A 20,342-nucleotide genomic window follows, 5' to 3' on the forward strand; every position below is an offset into this window, starting at 1 on the left:
CAATTTATAGGATTTTTCATGACAATTAGCCAAGACTTATTTGAACGCGCTCAAGCCTCTATTCCAGGTGGCGTAAACTCGCCAGTTCGTGCTTTTAATGGTGTAGGCGGTACGCCGCTATTTATTACAAAAGCAGAAGGCGCGTTTACATTTGATGCCGACGGTAATCGTTACATTGATTATGTTGGCTCTTGGGGGCCTATGATCATGGGCCATAACCACCCTGCAATTAAACAAGCCGTGCACGAAGCAGTAGAAAATGGCCTTAGCTATGGTGCGCCAACTGAAGCCGAAATATTAATGGCTGAAAAAGTAAAAGAGCTGGTTCCATCAATCGAAAAAGTACGCATGGTTAGCTCAGGCACTGAAGCAACAATGAGTGCAATTCGTTTAGCACGTGGCTTTACCGGCCGCGATAAAATATTAAAATTTGAAGGTTGTTACCACGGCCATGCTGACTCGTTATTAGTTAAGGCAGGCTCTGGTGCACTAACAATGGGCGTACCTAATTCTCCTGGTATTCCTGAGGACTTTGCTAAGCATACACTTACTGTATCGTTTAATAACCTAGATGAAGTAAAAGCTATTTTTGCAAAATACGCTGACGAAATTGCCTGTATTATTGTAGAGCCAGTAGCCGGTAACATGAACTGCATTCCACCAGTGCCAGGCTTTTTAGAAGGTTTGCGTGATGTGTGTGACGAATATAAATCAGTACTTATTTTTGATGAAGTAATGACGGGTTTTCGTGTTGCACTTGGCGGCGCTCAAGCGTATTACAACATTAAACCAGACCTTACGTGTTTAGGTAAAGTCATTGGCGGCGGCATGCCTGTTGGCGCATTTGGTGGTAAAACCGAAATAATGGATTACATTGCGCCTGTGGGCCCTGTTTACCAAGCGGGTACTCTTTCTGGTAACCCTATTGCGATGGCTGCAGGTTTAAAATCACTTGAGCTATTATGTGAGCCAGGTCTACACAATAAGTTAGAAGCAACGTCTAAAGCAATTTGTGAAGGCTTTGAAGCTGGCGCTAAAAAAGCAGGCATTGCATTAACAACTAATTATGCTGGCGGCATGTATGGATTCTTTTTTACTGATGCTGAAAAAGTAACGACATACAAACAAGCTACTGAATGCGACCTAGAGCGCTTCAAACGTTTTTTCCACCTTATGCTTGAAGAAGGTGTGTACCTTGCTCCATCAGCATTTGAAGCTGGTTTTGTATGTGCTGCGCATACTGAGCAAGAAGTAAAAGAAACAATAGCGGCAGCAGAGCGCTCGTTTGCTAAACTTTAAGTTAAAATTACTTTTTATATTTTATAAGCGCTTGTTTTTACAGTGTGTAATTAAGACTAAAGATTGAAAAAAGCCCGAAAGGGCTTTTTTTATTTGTAAAGTACTATAAATGAATGATAATTAAGCATAACAAGGTCTATTCACCTTTACCCTAATTACAAAAATACAAGAGAGCCTTATGTCAGGATTACGCCAATTTTCTTTTCCCGCTATCCAGCTAATGGCAAATTTAAAATACAAAACTAAAATCAGCTTAATGTTTGGAATTTTACTCGTTCCTCTTGCACTTAGTTTGTTTTTTTTAGTCTCATTATTAAGTGAAAGTATCGCTGTTTCAAAAATGCAGCAACAAGGTTTAAAAGGCTACAGGTCAATACTCTCAAATCAAATGCAGGGGGAAGCAAATCAAAATATAAAAATAGCTCGCTCACTCGGTTTTGATATAAAAGACGATCAAGCAAATGATGTACTTGAACTTGTTTCTATTCAGTCTAACTTAGCATTAGATAGCCAGTTAGCTAGTGCTTATGTAAACCGCTCTTTAGTCACGCCAATTCCTGCACTTATAATGCAAATAAACTCGACAGCGCAAAGCGCAAACACTGTTTTGGCAAGTAATCGTTTTACGCCAAATACGTTTATAGCACTTTCAAATTTTAGTAAGTCACTTCCTTTATACGAAAAACAACTCGATAAAATACTCAATGTAGCCACCAATGCAGATAAATCAGTAAATAAAGCGCTCATGCCCTCGTTAAATAATTTACACAGTGCTGTTGGTGCATTCAAAAAAGCGATAGATGAAAAACTACTTGAGCCAGACGATATTTTATTAACTCAATCAGAATTTACTAAACTAACAAACAATGTTCACAGCAGCATTAGTCAACTTGTTAATAAGAGTATTCCAACTCTTGAGAGCCTTATTGAAGCAAAACTGCAAACTCAACAGTGGACTCGAAATCTTGTTTTAGCCGCTTCATTGATTAGTTTGTTGTTTGCATTTTATTTAATGATTGGTTTTTATTTTGCGGTTGTTGATACCATTAATCGCTTTGCTGATGCGGCAAATAGAGCCGCGAATGGCGACTTAAATGCCACTATCGATTCGAATACTAATGATGAAATGGGAATTATTGCATCGCGCTACAACGCATTACTTAATGCATTTTCACATTTATTATTTGATGTTAAAGCAAGTACAGAAGAGCTATGTGGCGCAACTAAATCGCTATCGCATGCGAGTAGCCAAACAAGCAATGATGTTTCAAAACAGCAAATTCGAGTAAATGCCATTTATAATGCACTAAGCGAAATGGCTCAAAACGCACTTGCAGTTGAAGAGTCAGCCCATCAAGCAACGCTTACCGCGCAAGATGCTGCTGCACATGTAAAACAAGGTTCAGACAATACAATGGAGCTTGCTAAATATATGCAAGATCTACAAATTGAATTTGCAGAGAGCCAACAAGCGCTCGATAAGCTAGCACAAGATAGCCAAGAAATTAGCAAAGTTAGCAAAGGTATTAGTGAGATAGCCGATCAAACAAACTTGCTTGCACTCAATGCCGCTATTGAAGCTGCACGAGCTGGCGAGCATGGCCGAGGCTTTGCCGTTGTAGCTGATGAAGTAAGAACTCTTGCTCAGCGTACCCAAACACAAACTCAAGAAATTCACCAAATTATTAGCTCCTTACAACAAGCATCTGACGACACTCAGCAAAAAATGCGCTCAAGTGTTGAAAAAATGGAGCAATCAGTAAAAGCAGCCAATCAAACTAATGATGTATTGCAAAGCGCAGAGCAAAGTATGGGCGATATTAAACATCAGGGCGAAGTTATTGCAGAGCGTGTTAAACAGCAGTCAAATGCGACAACACAAGCATTAAATGATTCGCAAGAGGTGAGTAATTTAGCAGTTCAAACGCTAACATCAGCACAATCAACACTGCAAGATGCGCAGCAGTTAAGTCGCTTATCCGATGATTTAACTAAATCGATGCAGTTTTTTAAATCTTAAGAGTTAATAAATAAATTCAAATAAAAAAACCCTCCTAATCAGAAGGGTTTTTAGTAAAGATAATTAGACTTATTAGAAGCGAGCTTCAAAACCTAAGCGTACATACCTAGGAGTCTGCCAAGAATAAGCAGCATCATGATATGCATTAACAACACCCTCACTTTGCTCATAGTGCTCATTCATTGAGTACTCAGATTGCGTATTCAATATATTGAAAATATTTACCGATGCACGCATGTCAATATCTGATACCGTAAAGTCATACGCAGCAGATAAATCTAAATTAAATACCCAAGGTGTACGACCATTTGTACCACGATCGTGTTTTTCATAGATTTTTTCATCTTGCTCACACTCGCCATTGCCATTAGTGTCAGGGCAATCGTTAGTGTAAATGTAGAATTTATCACCCCAGCCACCATTTAGATTTGGATCTGTAGATGGGTAACCTTGACCAAATAAGCTTTTTGGACGACCGCTTTGCAAAGTTGCGTTCCAACCAACTGTAAGATCTTCCATAGGCTCCCAGCTACCAAAGAACTTAAAGGTATGACGTCTGTCATTTGGTTGATAACCTTGTGAGCCATCCATAACTGCAGGGAAGTCAAAATCTTGTGTAATACCGGCATCAGCTTGACCAATATCTGATTTAACCGCACCTTCAAAGTTACCTACACTCCTTGCCCACGTATAGCCGAACTGGTAACGAATTGTATCGGCCTTGTAATCAAGGCTAAATTCAACCGCTGTATATTCATTATTAGCTTTCGGTAAACCGATTGTCTCTGCTGAGTAAGTAGTTAATGAATTTGCATCTGGGATGCCATCGTTTATTTCTGTTGTAGGATCATTACTTGTACCATTCCAATACACACCGTCTTTATACCAACTTGCTGAAGAACCTGGATTAATCATTACACAAAATGGATATGCATAACGACCACAGTAATCATCAAGCGCTGTAGCTACCTCACGGTATACACCTTTTACACCAACAGTATATTCATCATTAAGTGCCTGTTGAAAGCCTATGATATATTCGTCTTTAGAGAATGGGTCTGCCTCTTGCGCTTGAAAGATATCTTTTTCAGGAATAATTGGTACACCACTCACTTGCTGAGAATTAGCAAGGCCACCAGAGCCTAATGTATCTGCAAGTGGCGATAAACCTGTAGGAGCACCAGTTTGGCCATCAACACCAGAGTAAGTATAAGCTGTCGTTATATCACTCACACCAGATGCAGCTCTAAAAATAGTATTATTAGCAACTGGTAAGTAATAGCGTCCATATGTACCATAAATTTTAGTATCGCCAGTACCTGTTGGATCCCATGTAAAACCCAATCTAGGAGCAATATCTGTTTCAAAACTAGTTAGGAGCTTACCGGTCGTACCCCAGCTATCAAATTCATCAATACGTAAGCCAACTTTTACTGAGAAATCCTCTGTTACTTGCCATTGATCTTCAATGTAGTAAGCGGTTAATTCTGACTCAAAGCTACCACCTCCATCGAAAACACGATCTTCAACGTATTGTAAAACATTACCTGTATTATTCGTTAAAGCTCCATTATCTGCTTGAAAAGTTCCGTTTGCAGCAAGTGTTTTATAATCATAGCTATGGCCTCCAATTGGGCGATCGATACGCACCGACTCACGTTCTTGGTAATCAATACCAAATGTTATTTCATGGTCATTCCAGACATATTCAACATCTAAACGGTATTGAGTGTTTTCATCATTATTGGCACCAAAACTACCGCCTGCGCCACAACCTGTAATTGGGTTAGCTGTGCCGCGCGAATCTGTAATTGAAGGGCAAACTAAATTCTCAGATTGCGTTTCATATTCTGTTTTAATGTTACCGGCCATTGCCGTCACTACTAAGTTTTCAGTTAACACACCCGTGTAACTTAAACTTTGTGCTTCACCACCACGCTTGAGGATAGCGCCATCAATACGATCACCAACGGATCCATTATCATACTCATAAACAGAACGCTCAATATCTCGACGATTAGAGTACGCAAAGTAGCTTAATCTGTGATTTTCATTAATATCCCAATCAAGCTTACCACCCCAGAATAAATTATCACCACCAGAAGCTGACTCGTTGCGATATTGGTCATTTGGCGAGAACTCATCTCCACCCCAAGTATATGTAGACTCTGTATCCCTAGGGTTTATCAAGCCGTAGAAAAATAACGTATCTTCGATTAGTGGACCACCAGCAGAAAACGTAACATCAGTTTTGCTATCTGAATCTAGGCTTTCATCTCTGAAAATTTGGCCAGCGCCATTATTACCACGAGATATGCTACCCTCTTCTTGTAAAGAGTCAGGTTGAAATTGTACGACTGCCGCAAATTCCCACTCATTTGTACCACTTTTAGTAGTTGTATTAATCGTACCACCAGTTGCACGACCGAACTTCGCGGAATAACCGCCTGTTTTAACTTGAAATTGGTCGTAAAACTCGAAAGGCACTTCACCGCAACCAAGACCTTGGCGAGTATTAGTAACTTCTAACCCGTTTATATAACATGCGTTTTCAGCTACCGATGAACCACCAAAAGAAGCTGTATTTCCAAATGCACTATCACCTTTAACCGCTCCTGGCGCTAATAGCGCAACAGATGTAAGGTCTCTGTTTATAGGCATGCGATCTATTTCAGCATCAGTAATAACTAACCCCGAGTCAGCTGTAGTTAAATCAATTGAAGATATACGAGCACCTAACACTTGGATTACTTCAGGCCCTGAGTCACTAACTTGAGCTAAATCAAAACTAGCTCTTGCATTTGCCCCTAGCGAAACTCGAACATTATCTTCTGCAACAACAGCACCATTTTTAATTATTTGTATTTGATAACTACCAGAAGGTAAAGATGCAAAACGAAAAGATCCATCATCAGAAATACTTAGTGTTCTTTCTAACCCTGTTGCTGGGTTTTTAACTTTTACTGTATACCCCGCAGTAGTAGAAACATTATCGATAGACCCTACAACATCAGATGCAGCTGCTGGGAGAGTAACCCCGAGAGAAGCAAGTACCGCTATTGCTGTAAGATTTTTTTTGAATATATTTTTCATACTCTTATCCCTGTTAAGTTTATAATTATTTTTGCACTTTAAACAAAATGCGAACAGAGAGTAACAAAAGAGTACAAATTGTAAATATGTTAATTAATCTAAGATGAAATTAAAAATAAATAAAAACAAAAACAAAAACTTAAAATGATTTGAGCATACTTATTTGTAAAATATAAAATTAAAAATGTTAATTTAAAGAAACGAAGATAGAACGCGAACCAATAACTATCAAAATAAAAGCAACGTTAACACTTTTATTACAAAAGGCTTTTTTAATCTCGAATAATGCTATTTTTATTTTAGTTATACTCACTACTTTTTAAATAATTTCTAAAAAACAAGGTAATGAAACCAATTGAAATTTATTTAATTGCTGATTCGAACTACTAGATAGTTAAGCTAAATATAATAAAACCGCTGAGTTAGCGGTTTTATTATTAAGGGCTCTGTTTTATTGACGTATGCATTGCGGCCTAGGCTCAAACTCACTGGCTCTCAGTGGTAACTGAATGACTTTTCCGCATCCAGGCGGTGCCTGTAAACCCGTTTGCTCATTTACAAATGCCCAGCGTATTGATGGTGGACGCGTATCGGCTATTGCTTGTGGATTAAGTGGCTTTAAGTAGCGAATATATGCTTCTAATGCACCTACGCTGCCCGTTAAACCCGTGCTTTTGTTGTCGTCTCGACCAAGCCAAGCTACCGTCACTGTATTTTGATCAAAGCCTGCAAACCAACTATCACGTAAATCGTTACTAGTGCCAGTTTTGCCTGCAAGTTGGATTGATGGGAAGTGTAAATTTAAGCGTTTAGCAGTGCCGTCTTTCGTTACGCGTTTCATCGCGTATTTAGTCATATACATTGCAGATTTATCAAAACGAGGCTCTGCATTTACTTTATGCTTATAAAGTACTTTACCAACCGAGTCAGTTAATGCCGAAATTGCAGTAAGCTTTTTATATTCGCCATCTGCAGCAATTGTCGTATAAAGCTGAGCAACTTCAAAACTCGACATTTCAACAGCCCCTAAAAGCAACGATGGGTATTCGTTTATCGCCCCTTTAGCGCCTAATCCTTTTAGTGTATTCGCGACTTTATCAACACCTACATCGAGGCCTAAATTAACCGCTGGAATATTAATACTGTTACTAAATGCTTTATAAAGAGGTATTGCACCACGGTATTGATGATCAAAATTTTCTGGTTGCCACACTTTTCCCTGCTCATTTGTAACCTGTACTGGCGAGTCATCAAGCAAAGTAGCTAAATTATAATGTGGTAATTGCAATGCGGTTAAATACACAGCAGGTTTTACCAGCGAGCCAATATTACGTTTTGTATCTAAAACACGGTTAAACCCTGAATAACGAACATCGCGCCCTGCAACAAGTGCAGATACACCGCCCTTTTCTACATTAACAGAGATCATGGCTGCTTCTAGTTTTTCGGTTCTAGGACGATTTTCCAGGTACGGTAAGCTCTTTTCAATAGACTCTTCCATTGCTGTTTGCTTTTGCAAATCAAAATAAGTAAATACTCTTACACCTGCATCAAGTGTTTGCTGATCTGGCAATAATTCATTTAATTCTCTGTTTACTAACTCTAAATAGCCTGGATATGATTTTTGTAAACTCGCTTTCATTGGCGCAATATCAATTGGGCGATTAAGCGATGCACGGTACTCTTTTGTGCTAAGTAGCTTATTTTCAACCATAAGGCGAAGCACTAAGTCTCGGCGCTCCATTGTGCGCTCTTTATAGCGACGTGGGTTGTAATAAGATGGACCTTTAACCATTGCCACCAGCAAAGCAATTTGATCGTACTCAAGCTCATCTACCGGCTTTGAAAAGTAAAAGTCAGCAGCAAGCCCCATACCATGTACACCTTGGTTGTATGACTGCCCTAGGTATACTTCATTTAAGTAAGCTTCTAATATCTGATCTTTTGAATAACGATAATCTAAAATAAGGGCAATAAATGCCTCATTTATTTTTCGTACTAAAGAGCGCTCACGCGTCAGGTAAATATTTTTAGCTAATTGCTGAGTAAGCGTACTGCCACCTTGAACGGTGCGCCCCGCTTTAATATTAGAATAAAGCGCGCGTAAAATAGAAAACACTGATACACCATGATGTTCGTAAAAATCACGGTCTTCGACTACCAATAGCGTATCTTTTAGCATTGCTGGAAACTTATCTAGTGGTACAAATTCTCTATCTTGTTTAGAGTCATTACCAATACGCGCTATTTGCACAGGCTCTAGACGGGCAGAGTTTAAGCGTCTGCCAAATTTATCTTTAATGGTCGCAACTTTTTGCCCTGCAAAGCGAAGTTCAATAATATGTGATGCCTCAAGGCCATCATAAAATTCAAAATCACGACGATAAATCTTGATGCTATCTGCTGTTTTAACAAACTGCCCTGTGCGGCTTAATCTATTAACCGGTGAGTAATTTAAACGCTCCAGCTCAAACACTACTTCCTGGCTTGATAAAAACTGCCCCGGATAAAACTCCATAGAACGAGCATATACTTGCGCTGGAAGCTGCCATTTATTACCTTCAAATATACGCGTTGTTTTTGAATCTAAATAAATGAAGTACATTGCCATTGCAATAAAAACAGCCAAGCTTAATTTCCAAAACACTGACCATGTTTTTCTCATAAAAGAGCGTTTAACAGAAGTCTTCACTGTTTTTTTACTGCCCTTTGATGTGCTTTTTTTTGTCGTGCTTGACGATTTACTTGCACGTTTAGCTGCAGGTTTGCTGGTAGGTGTTTTTTTATTATCGGCCATTTAAGTGTAATTTATTCCAAGGGTTATTCACGAGAGTGAGCTTAGCATATTGGGCATAGCCTAACATCCGAAAAGTTAACCCCCCCTGAAACAAAAAAAGCTCTACCGAAATAGAGCTTTATGTAAACACACTATTATTTAAAAACTATTAGCTGTTTCGAACAGAAACAAACTCTGGGTAGGCTTCAATACCACAATCGTGTTGATCCATACCGTTTAGCTCTTCCTCTTCGGTTACTCGTATGCCCATTGTTTTGTTTAGCACAGTCCAAACAATAAATGATGCTACAAATACAAAGCCAACAATACAAAGTAGACCAATTAACTGATTAACAAAGCTTGCATCACCGTTGGTTAGTGGTACTAACATAATACCTAATGCGCCACATGAACCGTGAACAGAGATAGCACCCACTGGATCGTCAATCTTAACTTTATCAAGTGCTATGATGCTAAATATAACAAGTGCACCACCAAGTAGACCAAGTAAACATGCCATTAATGGTGAAGGCGAAAGTGGGTCTGCTGTTATAACAACTAAGCCAGCTAATGCACCATTTAATACCATAGTTAAATCTGATTTACCCCAAAGTACTTTACATACAAACAGTGCAGCAATAGCACCCATTGCAGCAGCAGCGTTGGTGTTAAGTAATATTTGACCTACCGCAGTGGCATTTTCTTTATCAGAAAGTAGTAATTGAGAGCCACCGTTAAAGCCAAACCAACCCATCCATAAAATAAATGTGCCTAGTGTAGCAAGTGGTAAGTTTGAACCAGGAATTGGGTATATTTCACCGTTTTTACCGTATTTACCTTTACGAGCACCTAGGATTAATACACCAGCTAGTGCAGCGGCTGCACCTGCGCCATGCACAATTGCAGAACCTGCAAAATCAACAAAGCCCATTTCAGATAAGAAACCACCACCCCATGTCCAGTAACCTTCAATAGGGTAAATAAAACCAGTTAGTACTACGGCAAAACCTAGGAAAGCCCACAGTTTCATACGCTCAGCAACAGCACCCGATACAATCGACATAGCGGTTGCAACAAATACTACTTGGAAGAAAAAGTCAGATTCTAAAGAATGGTCAGCATCGGCAGCTTGTGTACCAATTAAAGCGCCTATTGAAGGAATAAAACCACCTTCGGCATTGTCTACATACATAATGTTGTAGCCAACTAATAAAAACATCGTACATGCAATTGAATATAGCGCGACATTTTTAGTTAAAATTTCAGCTGTGTTTTTAGAGCGAACTAAGCCCGCCTCTAACATGGCAAAACCTGCTGCCATCCACATTACTAATATACCTGATATTAAAAAATAGAAGGTATCGAGTGAAAACTTTAGTTCTATTATTGTATTTTCCATGAGACCCCCTTAAATTGCTTCTTCGTCAAGTTCGCCAGTACGGATACGAACAATTTGATCCAAGTCGTACACGAAAATTTTACCGTCACCAATTTTACCTGTTGATGCAATTTTAGTGATTGCTTCAACAACGCGTTGACAATTTTCAGTACGAGTTGCAATTTCAAGTTTGATCTTAGGAATAAAATCTACTTGGTATTCTGCACCACGATATAACTCAGTATGACCTCGTTGACGTCCAAAACCTTTAACATCAACTACTGTCATCCCCTCAATTCCTAAATCAGCGAGTGCTTCACGCACGTCGTCTAATTTAAATGGTTTTATGATTGCACTAATCATTTTCATAGCGGCCCCCTCGGACTCTTTATTGTTATCCTATTGGGTTAAACAATCCAACCTTTGTGCCACTATTTTTATATTTTTAAAAACAACAAGTTAATACAAAACACAAACTCAAGATTAAAAAAAACGCACCAATTAGGTGCGTTAATTTAACAAGTCAGCTACATTGGTGCGTGCTATATCTCTATATATTAATCACGTACCTAGCTTTGTTTAAGAAGGGTTATACCACGCAGTTTCTACCTTGGTTTTTAGCTTCGTATAATGCTTTGTCAGCAACACGCATAGCCTGCGTTAAGCTAGTGTCTTGAAAGTCAGCCAAGCCTATACTGGTGGTAATTCTAATTGATTTATCGCTAATAGAAAAATCGTAACTAGCCATCTTTTTCCTAAATGCTTCAAAGTATTCACGACCGCGTTCTAGCTCTATTTCAGGTAATATTATGGCAAACTCTTCTCCGCCAACCCGTGCTACCGTAAACTTTGAAAACGTAGATCGTATTAATGAACCAACCTGCTTTAAAGCCTGATCGCCGCCTTCATGGCCTAATGTATCGTTAATGTTTTTGAAAAAATCGATATCAAGCAATGCCAAAGTATTTTTCTGGTTTTTACTTTTAAGGAGCTTTTCTGCATATTGATAAAAGTAGCGTCGGTTATGAAGCCCTGTTAAGTGATCCCTATGTGCGCTTTCTTTAATATCTGAAATTAACGACAGTTGCTCCATTGTTTGAAGTACTCGACAATGAAACTCTTCATTCATAAATGGCTTTGTTAAAAAATCATTGGCGCCATATTTAATAAATCGTGCTGATAGGCCATGCTTCCCCGCGCCCGACAAGCCAATAATTGCTAAGTCGTCTCGGCCTCTAAAATTACGTACCGCTTTGACTAGTTCAAAGCCATCCATAGAGGGCATAGCGTAGTCGGTCATAAGTAGCTTTATATCAGGATTAGCTTTTAATATTTCGAGTGCTTGTTGTCCATCGTGGGCATCTGTTACATCAAACAATTGCTTTTCTAGCATTTGCTTCATTAACGAGCGACTTAGTAATGAGTCATCTACTATTAGTGCTTTACAGCCTTGATTTCTGAGTAATTGCGCAACGAGCTTAACGGCATAATGGTAAGAATCGCGATTATCTTTAATAACATAATCAACTACGCCCAATTCAAGCATTTGTTGGCGCTTGTACTCATCTATTTTTGAGGTTAAAACAACCGTAGGAATTTTTTTAGATAAAGTATATTTTGCAACTTCACCGTGCGGAGCATCTGGCAAAGTTAGATCAACTAACGCAAGCGTATAATCGTGTTTTTCTACATAGGTTACGCATTCTGCTAAAGACCAAGCAAAATCGACAGCTACATCAAGGTATTGTGCAGTTAAGTGGCGAAGTACCTGCTGCACTACTTTACTGTCTTCAACCACTAATACTCTTTGCATAAAGCTTCTCTTTACCTTTAAATAATTTTATAACAAAACGACAAATACGACGCTATTACTGCAATAGTATTAGTCTATAAACATCCGGTGTAGAGTGCACTTATGTGCTTGAAAGCGTAATCCATTAGATTTTTTTTGGTGGTAGCTTGTATATAAAATCAATACAAGTAGGCGCGCAATATACCTGAATTCTGTCATTAACTAAATAAGGAAACCAAATCCCAAATAACTATAAAAGTGGTTAGTACGCGTCTCTAAGCTTATTAAGGCCTTACTTAACTAGTATTATCGGCCACTAGTCTCAATACTTTTGTTATTTAACTCATTAATGTCTTTAATGGTGTATCAACAATAATAAGGATACCTAATGAAGCTTAGTCGTATTATCAGTTTACCGATAACTGTTATTGCATTAATAATCAGTACAAGCACACTTGCTGATAACCAACGTCGTATTGATGTAGACAGCAAAGTTGTTACTCAGCATAAAGCTAAAATCAATGGTCAACGCTTTAATTACACTGTTGCCACAGGCACACAACCTGTATGGGATGATAAAGGAGACGCGGTTGCTACATTGCAATACACCTACTATACCCGCGACAAAGTTGACGACAGGACAACTCGCCCATTACTTATTTCATTTAATGGCGGACCAGGTTCGGCTTCTGTATGGATGCACCTTGCTTATACTGGTCCTCGCGTATTAAAAATTGATGACGAAGGCTATCCAATTCAACCTTATGGTGTAAAAGACAACCCATATTCTGTACTTGATATTGCCGACATTGTTTACGTAAACCCTGTAAATACAGGCTACTCTCGCGTACTTGAAAACGAAAAAGGCGAACTTCCTTCTAAAGCAAAACAAAAAGAGCTATTTTTTGGTGTTAATGCCGATATTAAATACCTTGCTGAGTGGTTAAATACTTTTGTAAATAGAGCAGAGCGTTGGCGCTCGCCTAAATTTTTAATTGGTGAAAGCTACGGTACAACACGTGTATCGGGTCTTGCTCATGAGCTTCAAAATAGTCAGTGGATGTACATAAACGGTGTTGTTCTCGTATCACCTACTGATATTGGTATTAAGCGCGACGGCCCGATTAAAGCTGCTAACCGCCTACCTTACTTTGCAGCAACTGCTTGGTATCACAAAGCACTTAAAGCCGATTTACAAGCTAAAGATCTAGATGAGTTATTACCTGAAGTTGAAGAGTTTACTGTAAACGAGTTAATCCCAGCGCTTGCTAAGGGTGGCTTTATTAATGCTGAAGAAAAACGTCGAATTATTACAAAAATGGCACACTACGCTGGCTTATCAGAAAAGTTTGTTGAACAAAATAACTTGGATATTCCAACTCAATTTTTCTGGAAAGAGCTACTACGTGAACGTGGTCAAACTGTGGGTCGCTTAGATTCTCGTTATTTAGGAATGGATAAACGAGGCGCAGGTGAATCCCCAGACTATTGGGCTGAACTTACCTCTTGGTTACACTCTTTCACTCCTGCAATTAATCACTACTTACGTGAAGAGCTAAACTATAAAACAGATGTAAAATATAATTTATTTGGTAATGTTCACCCATGGGATAGAACCGGTAATAATACGGGCGAAAATCTACGTTTAGCAATGGCGCAAAACCCTTACTTAAATGTGATGATTCAATCAGGATACTTTGATGGTGCAACCAATTACTTTGACGCTAAATATACGTTATGGCAATTAGACCCAAGTGGTAAAATGAAAGACCGTTTGAGCTTTAAAGGCTACAGAAGTGGACACATGATGTACCTTCGCCACGCTGACTTAGAAAGCTCTAATAACGATTTACGTGACTTTATACAGGACGCTTTACCTAAGAAAGGGGAAGCGGCTAAATACTAAAATATTTAAAACATAAAATGGCTCTTTATGAGCCATTTTTTATGTGCATTTTTCATATCGTAAACAATAGCTTTTAAGTTGCGTTACTACATCGTTGAAGCATACTTCAAGCTGCTGTATATATTCATTTTTAACTGTTTCGTTTTCTGCCTGTGTTTCTATCTGCTGGCATATATTTGCCAATTCAATAGCCCCTACCGATTTTGACGACGACTTTAAGGCATGAGCCTGAAAAGCCAAATCAACATAATTTTTACTCTTAGCATACGCATTAGCTAATTTAATTTGCTCCCCTGCCGTTTGTAAAAACGCATTAAACACCATGCAGTGCACAGTAGGGTCATCACCAAGCATTGCTTTTAATAATGTGATATCTAGTTGATCAAAACTATCTGAAGCTATATTTTCACTATCAGATTTATCTGAACATGTACTAACCATTGTTTGAGAGTGTTCCATCAACAGCGACTTTAACTTAACAAGCTCAATGGGCTTGGTTAAAAAGCCGTTCATTCCACAATCATAACAATTATCTATATTGTTTTTGGTAATGTTGGCCGTAATTGCAATTATAATAAGTTTATCAAAATGAGTGTTTTCGCGTATTTTTTTGGTTAACCCTAACCCATCAAGTAGAGGCATTTGAATATCGGTTAGTAAAATATCGAAGTGTTTATTTTGCAGAGTTTCCCAGGCTTGTTCCCCATTACTTACAAAAGTAGAACACACTCCAAGCATGGTTAATTGCTGTTTTAATACTTGCTGATTTGTAACCTGATCTTCTGCCACTAAAACCTCAAGCGTAGGAAGAGTTACTGTATCTAAGCTTTGCAGTATTATTTGAGGTACTTGCACTTGTGCTGGCAAGTCAGTTTGCTCAAAGCTGTTAAAGTTTAGCGTAAAACAAGAACCTTTGTGCTGCTCACTTTGCGCGCTTAAAGAACCCTGCATACGCTCTACCAGCTGCTTAGTTATCACTAAACCAATACCCGTACCGTTTACTTTACTGGTTTCAGCTCCTAAACGGTCAAAAGGTTTAAATAAGCGAAAAATATCATCTGGAGCAAATCCACATCCGGTATCTATTACATCTATTTCGCATTGTTTATTACTTAACACCCGGCAATTTATATTAATGCTGCCATTTGGTTTGTTGTATTTAATCGCATTTGAAAGCAAGTTAAGCATCACTTGTTTAAAGCGGCGCTGATCAATGTAAATACTCAACCCTTCTAAGGACTCGAAACCTTGGGTATGCAGTGTTATTGATTGCCCTTTAATAAGCTCAGTTACGAGCTCTACTGACTCCTCTAATATGCTTTTAATAGGCACATAAGAAAAACTAAACTGCATATTACCCGACTCAATAGCCGTTAAATCAAGTACATCGTCTATAAGTAATAGTAAATGTTCTCCAGCTTGATAAATGCTTTTCGCGTTTTCTTTTTGTACTTTATTAGCACTCTCATCATATCCATACAGCTGGGCTAAGCCTAAAATTGCATTTAATGGGGTTCTTAATTCGTGGCTCATACTGGCCATAAAATCTGACTTTGCTTTACTTGCTGACTCAGCTTGAATTCGTAATACATTTAATTTTTGATGGTTATTAGCAACCTCATCAACCATGTTATTAAATGCACTTATTACGCTGCCTACTTCATTTTGTTGTTGTTTATCTATGTGGCAGTCAAAGTCACCTTTAGCTAAACGTGAAAACCCCTGCTTTAAAGTCCTTAAAGGCGACGTAACCCTGTAATCCACCAGCCAAGCTAAACCTATAAAAACGATAACTAAAATAATAAATTGTATATATATTAAGGTGTAATGAAGTTTTGAAGATTCGTTTATTTCATTCGTAAAATTAACAACCAAGCTAATATTAGCCAGCGGTTTATCTAAAAACACCACCTGCTGAGATAACAACATGTCGCCGTTTTCATTTGCTCCAACCCAGTTTTCAAGCGGGTATAATTGGTTATTTGAATCCACATCAACAATTTTAATACTTTTCCAATTAGGGCGAGTTTGGAGTTGGCTGTCTATTTCTTCATACAGCTCTGCATACTGCCTAGTTAACAACGGAGTCGTTATAGAAGTCGATAACTGCGCTAAAGAACGCTGAGCAGCCTTTGAAAGCCCATCGTTTACCCAACGCGCTTGCTCAGGTAAGGCGTAAAACATAAAAAGACAGGCCATAAGCAAGCCACAAAGCAATACAACAATAAAGCTTTGCGCCCTTAGACTACGAAACCCTCTAATTTTCAACATAAAATGAGCGCAAGCCCCACTGAGTTAACTGCTGATACTCTGCTAAAGTTGCAATACTAGGTTTAATAATTGGGATACCTGCAAGTAAATGTTTATGCTCTGGGCTTTGCCCAATATCTAAAATAGCTTGTTGCACTTTTAACTGTATTGCAGGGTCAACCCTTGGGTGGACTACAATTGGATGGCGACTAATTTCACGCGTTTTATAAAGAATTTTAAGCTTATTTTGCAAGCTTTCTGGTTGTTGTTTAAATGTGCCCATTACACCACCGCCCGCCATTGTTGAATGCAGTGCTACATTTAAATATACCGAAGGGTGGGTTTGAACATATACAGGCTTTATTGTTAGCCCATACAACAACGCTAAGTCGGCTCTCATTAATAATGACGCACCTAATGCATTAGGTGCAGGGAATGCTATTTCGGCGCCCTCTAGTTGGCTTAAATTATCAATACCACTGTCTTTATTTACGAGCAAAATACCTTGCAGCTTTCGCCCTGCATCTTTTATTAGTGGCAAATATCCCTGCTTTTCATATGCTACAACACTGTGCCATGGATTCATGTATGCAAAGTCGTATTCGCCATTAGCAAAGGCTTTTTCAAATACCGGAATAGACTCAACTGTAATTAGCTTTATTGATACCCCTGTTTGCTTACTTACTTGCTTTAACAAAGGTTGCCAAATAGCATTTAGCTTTTGCGGCTCATATTGCGGCACTACACCAAAGGTATATTCTTGAGCCAATAAGAGTGAGCTGTGCATCAAACATAATATAGCCACTAAATACTTCATCAATTCTCCAAATAATAGCGTGTCATTATTGCTTAAGCGTAGTTAAAGACTACTCAACACACCATAAAATTATTATATATTCGATATTTAGCACTGACCTACTTTGATTACAGGTAGTTTTGAAGTGTATTTTTATGTGTGAGCATATGATGCAAATTAATAAAGATGTCGTAAGTACTTTTTAGGCCGGCTTTATTGCTTAGCCAAGTAGGGATTGATCCATGAGGCAAAGCTGGTTGGTATTTTGCTCATCTGCGCTTTTACTTCAAAAATATTATCACTGTGACTTTGATAATACACACTTAAGCCATTTTTATTTTTATACAAATGCCATGTTGGCTCAGCGTAAGTGTTAAAAATAACGAGTTAAAAAATAACGAATAAGCACCTTTGCAACTGAATTTCATTACAAAAGCGCATTATTTATTTTTGCCAGTAAGGTTCTATGTCAAATGAAGCAAGGCGACTTTGCTCCATCGCACTAACCAAATATTCAGACTTTTGTTCAAGCCATGACTGGATTTTAGCAAGCTGTTCGTCTTCTTGCCCTGCACATAACTGCTTTAAATACTCAAGCGTACTTAACTCATAAATACCATGAGAAATATCAAGCCAAGGCAATCTAAACTCTAGGCGTTCTTCTTTATCAAATAACGAACCTAAGCAGTTACCGCTAAGTAAACTATTTTCAAGTTGAGTGCGCAGGTTTAAATACGAAGCGACATCGAGTGTTTGTTCTTTAGGGAGTAATTCGTGCAGGTTTTTCCAGTCTTTATTAAAAAGCCTACTCGCAATAGACGACACGTTTTGCTCAGCCGCTTGAAGCTCTATTTGCCCCCAATCTTTACGCCACTGTTTATCAATTAACCACGTAGTTAACGACAGTAATAAACGATTATAACGTGCGCTATGAAACAGTGCATTTATATCGTCAATGCTTGGCTGTAACTCTTTTAAATCACCAATGACTTGCGTAAGTGCTGGCGCCGCATTAATTTTTTTATAAAAAGCATGGCGTTTAGACGTGTACGTTTTTAATTGAATCGCGTTTTCTACCCACGCTAATTCGCTTAATAACCATTTAAGCTCTGTACGTAAATGTTCTGTACTTTCTTTGGATACTATATCGTCGTACAGCCAAAAAGTATGGCGTATTAGGCTAATGCCGTCAGTTACGCGTTTAAGCGTTTTTAAACTTGGCTTATCGAAATAGCATTGCTCATGCTTTTGCACAAAGCGAATGCCAAAATTCATGGCTTCAACTAAAGCACGTTCTTGGGTAGTCGATTTTGGTAATTGAACAAAACCAATAGATTTGCTTGGTGTTAAAGGTTTTTCATCTGCAAGGCGATAACCACGCGCGGCCTTAGAGTATAATCCTAAACGGATACAGTTCTGGCTAACCAGTACATCTGCAAACGCAAACAACTCATTACGACTGCCCTCAACAAGCTCAATTTCAAGCTCGCTAATAATTTCAATTTTACCCGAAGCTGCAATTTCACCTTTATCGAGTACAACTTCAATTTTAGCGCCACTTTCGGTTTCAATTAACCAAGTACGACGAATAAAGTTAGTACTAAATATTGGATACAAATTTTTTGAGATTGCGCTTATTTGCATGCCATGAGGCCAAATATCAGCATCAAACGCCATTAAATTAGGGCGACTTGATTCAATTGGTAAATTGTACTCTGGACGTTGGTGTAAACCACCTACAACTTCACCTGCAAGCTTTATAGTTTGCTCGCATTCGCTGTCAGAACAGCGAGTTCTAAAGCCTATGTCAAGCGCTCTAAGCTCTCGGCTTGGCGTGTCGTAGTATGCATTTTGTAAGCTGCGTGACGGTTTATTCTTCACCGTTTTTGCAAATTGAGTAATTAACGAGGGGATCAGTGGAATAACGGCATCTGATACCAAAAATTTCAGTTCTATCTCAGTATCCATTCGGTTTGCGGATTACCTTTAAAATAAATAAGTGCTCAAAATAAACAAAGCACACTAACAATGCAAATTTTTTAGCCTTATTTTAGTGCCTGTTGACCTTTGTGGATTAAAATTCGTTCTATCTAGAGGCAATTTAATCGCGGGGCGAGGTTTGTAACCTAGTGGGCTCAGTAACTGCTCCTGCGTTACCCTACTGGGTTACAATATCAGTCTTGCTATTGAGCTATTTAATCCATACTATCTAACTACTTATGTGAAATGAAAATCACGTCCATAACGGACGCAGTTAGATCAACAAGGTAGATAAATGCTAAAACATTGTTTATTAGGGCTACTTTTAACAGCCACCACATTTATGAGTTATGCAGAAGAAGCAAAACCTGCAAATTCAACTAATGCAAACACCGCTTATATTATCGATAATTTATATACTTTTATGCGCTCTGGTGCGAGTAAAGACTATCGACTACTCGGCTCTGTAGATGCTGGAACAAAGTTAACCTTGTTATCTGCTGAAGAAAACGGCTTTATAAAAATTAAAGATGATAAAGACCGCGAAGGTTGGATAGAAACTAAGTTTGTTACCAAAACGGCTGGCTTACACCAACAGTACAAAACACTAAGTAGCGAAATGAGCACTATGCAAGAAAACCTGCGCCAAGCTCAAATAGAACTTCCGCAGTTACAAGAGCAAAACCAAACTTTAACTGATCAAAACCTGCAGTTATCGGCCCAAATTACTAAGCTTAAAACGACGCTAGAACAAGAGCGCACCCAAAAGGAAGCTGCTAGCTCAAAAGAGAAACGTCAGCTACTTACTTACGGTGGTGCTATTGCGTTTTTAGGCCTGTTTTTAGGTATTATATTAACGATAGTGTTGTCGCGTCGTAAGCGCTACGAAGGTTGGGCATAACCCTCCTTTCTATTGAATACAAAAAAGCCGCTTTATAGCTAACACCATTCAGTTAAGCATGTTTTGACTTAATGGTGTACCGAGTTTTTGAAATTCGAACGGTCCTACTTTTGGGCCGTTTTCTTTTTTCTGGAAGAATATAACGTTTCAC

Annotated in this window: 12 protein-coding genes; 4 read left to right on the top strand and 8 right to left on the bottom strand. The window is 38.6% G+C overall.

All coding sequences use genetic code 11. The annotated features are described in order from the left end of the window. Positions 1-18: 18 nt before the first annotated feature. The gene (hemL, locus tag GQR54_RS14565) at positions 19-1,299 is read left to right on the top strand and encodes a glutamate-1-semialdehyde 2,1-aminomutase (protein WP_166378544.1); all 1,281 of its coding nucleotides are present in this window, start codon (positions 19-21) and stop codon (positions 1,297-1,299) included. Between the two features lie 178 nt (positions 1,300-1,477). Beyond that, entirely contained in the window at positions 1,478-3,319 is a 1,842-nt protein-coding gene (locus GQR54_RS14570; RefSeq protein WP_166378546.1) for a methyl-accepting chemotaxis protein, read from the top strand. Positions 3,320-3,391: 72 nt separating this feature from the next. Here the strand turns inward: GQR54_RS14570 and GQR54_RS14575 are convergent, their stop codons facing one another. The 5 genes from GQR54_RS14575 to GQR54_RS14595 all read right to left on the bottom strand — a co-directional run bounded on the left by GQR54_RS14575 (position 3,392) and on the right by GQR54_RS14595 (position 12,379). Next, entirely contained in the window at positions 3,392-6,412 is a 3,021-nt protein-coding gene (locus tag GQR54_RS14575) for a TonB-dependent receptor (RefSeq protein WP_166378548.1), read from the bottom strand. 451 nt (positions 6,413-6,863) lie between these two features. Next, positions 6,864-9,209: a penicillin-binding protein 1B gene (gene mrcB / locus GQR54_RS14580; RefSeq protein WP_166378550.1), complete on the bottom strand. Its 2,346-nt coding sequence runs from the start codon at positions 9,207-9,209 to the stop codon at positions 6,864-6,866. 148 nt (positions 9,210-9,357) lie between these two features. Continuing rightward, positions 9,358-10,587 carry an ammonium transporter gene (locus tag GQR54_RS14585; protein ID WP_166378552.1) on the bottom strand — a complete coding sequence of 410 codons (1,230 nt, stop codon included), beginning with the start codon at positions 10,585-10,587 and terminating at the stop codon, positions 9,358-9,360. Positions 10,588-10,596: 9 nt separating this feature from the next. Beyond that, the gene (locus tag GQR54_RS14590) at positions 10,597-10,935 is read right to left on the bottom strand and encodes a P-II family nitrogen regulator (RefSeq protein ID WP_004587162.1); all 339 of its coding nucleotides are present in this window, start codon (positions 10,933-10,935) and stop codon (positions 10,597-10,599) included. Positions 10,936-11,155: 220 nt separating this feature from the next. Continuing rightward, entirely contained in the window at positions 11,156-12,379 is a 1,224-nt protein-coding gene (locus GQR54_RS14595) for a response regulator (protein ID WP_166378554.1), read from the bottom strand. A gap of 367 nt (positions 12,380-12,746) precedes the next feature. On the opposite strand from GQR54_RS14595, the gene GQR54_RS14600 reads away from it, so the two are divergent. After that, the gene (locus GQR54_RS14600; RefSeq protein ID WP_166378556.1) at positions 12,747-14,264 is read left to right on the top strand and encodes a carboxypeptidase; all 1,518 of its coding nucleotides are present in this window, start codon (positions 12,747-12,749) and stop codon (positions 14,262-14,264) included. Positions 14,265-14,303: 39 nt separating this feature from the next. On the opposite strand, the gene GQR54_RS14605 is transcribed toward GQR54_RS14600, so the two are convergent. The 3 genes from GQR54_RS14605 to GQR54_RS14615 all read right to left on the bottom strand — a co-directional run bounded on the left by GQR54_RS14605 (position 14,304) and on the right by GQR54_RS14615 (position 19,278). After that, on the bottom strand, positions 14,304-16,535 hold the full coding sequence (locus GQR54_RS14605; RefSeq protein ID WP_166378558.1) for an ATP-binding protein: 2,232 nt from the start codon (positions 16,533-16,535) through the stop codon (positions 14,304-14,306). Next, positions 16,522-17,331 carry a phosphate/phosphite/phosphonate ABC transporter substrate-binding protein gene (locus GQR54_RS14610; protein ID WP_166378560.1) on the bottom strand — a complete coding sequence of 270 codons (810 nt, stop codon included), beginning with the start codon at positions 17,329-17,331 and terminating at the stop codon, positions 16,522-16,524. The genes GQR54_RS14605 and GQR54_RS14610 overlap by 14 nt, the downstream gene beginning before the upstream one ends. Positions 17,332-17,754: 423 nt before the next feature. After that, positions 17,755-19,278 (bottom strand): CYTH and CHAD domain-containing protein, encoded by a 1,524-nt coding sequence (locus GQR54_RS14615; RefSeq protein WP_007584831.1) that lies wholly within the window; start codon positions 19,276-19,278, stop codon positions 17,755-17,757. A gap of 307 nt (positions 19,279-19,585) precedes the next feature. Here GQR54_RS14615 and GQR54_RS14620 point away from each other — a divergent pair, with 307 nt between their 5' ends. Continuing rightward, complete coding sequence (locus tag GQR54_RS14620) at positions 19,586-20,191, top strand: TIGR04211 family SH3 domain-containing protein (RefSeq protein ID WP_166378562.1); 606 nt, start codon at positions 19,586-19,588, stop codon at positions 20,189-20,191. Positions 20,192-20,342 lie beyond the last annotated feature (151 nt).

The sequence above is a fragment of the Pseudoalteromonas sp. Z9A4 genome (assembly GCF_011378845.1).
In the GTDB taxonomy this organism is placed as follows: Bacteria; Pseudomonadota; Gammaproteobacteria; order Enterobacterales; family Alteromonadaceae; genus Pseudoalteromonas; species Pseudoalteromonas arctica.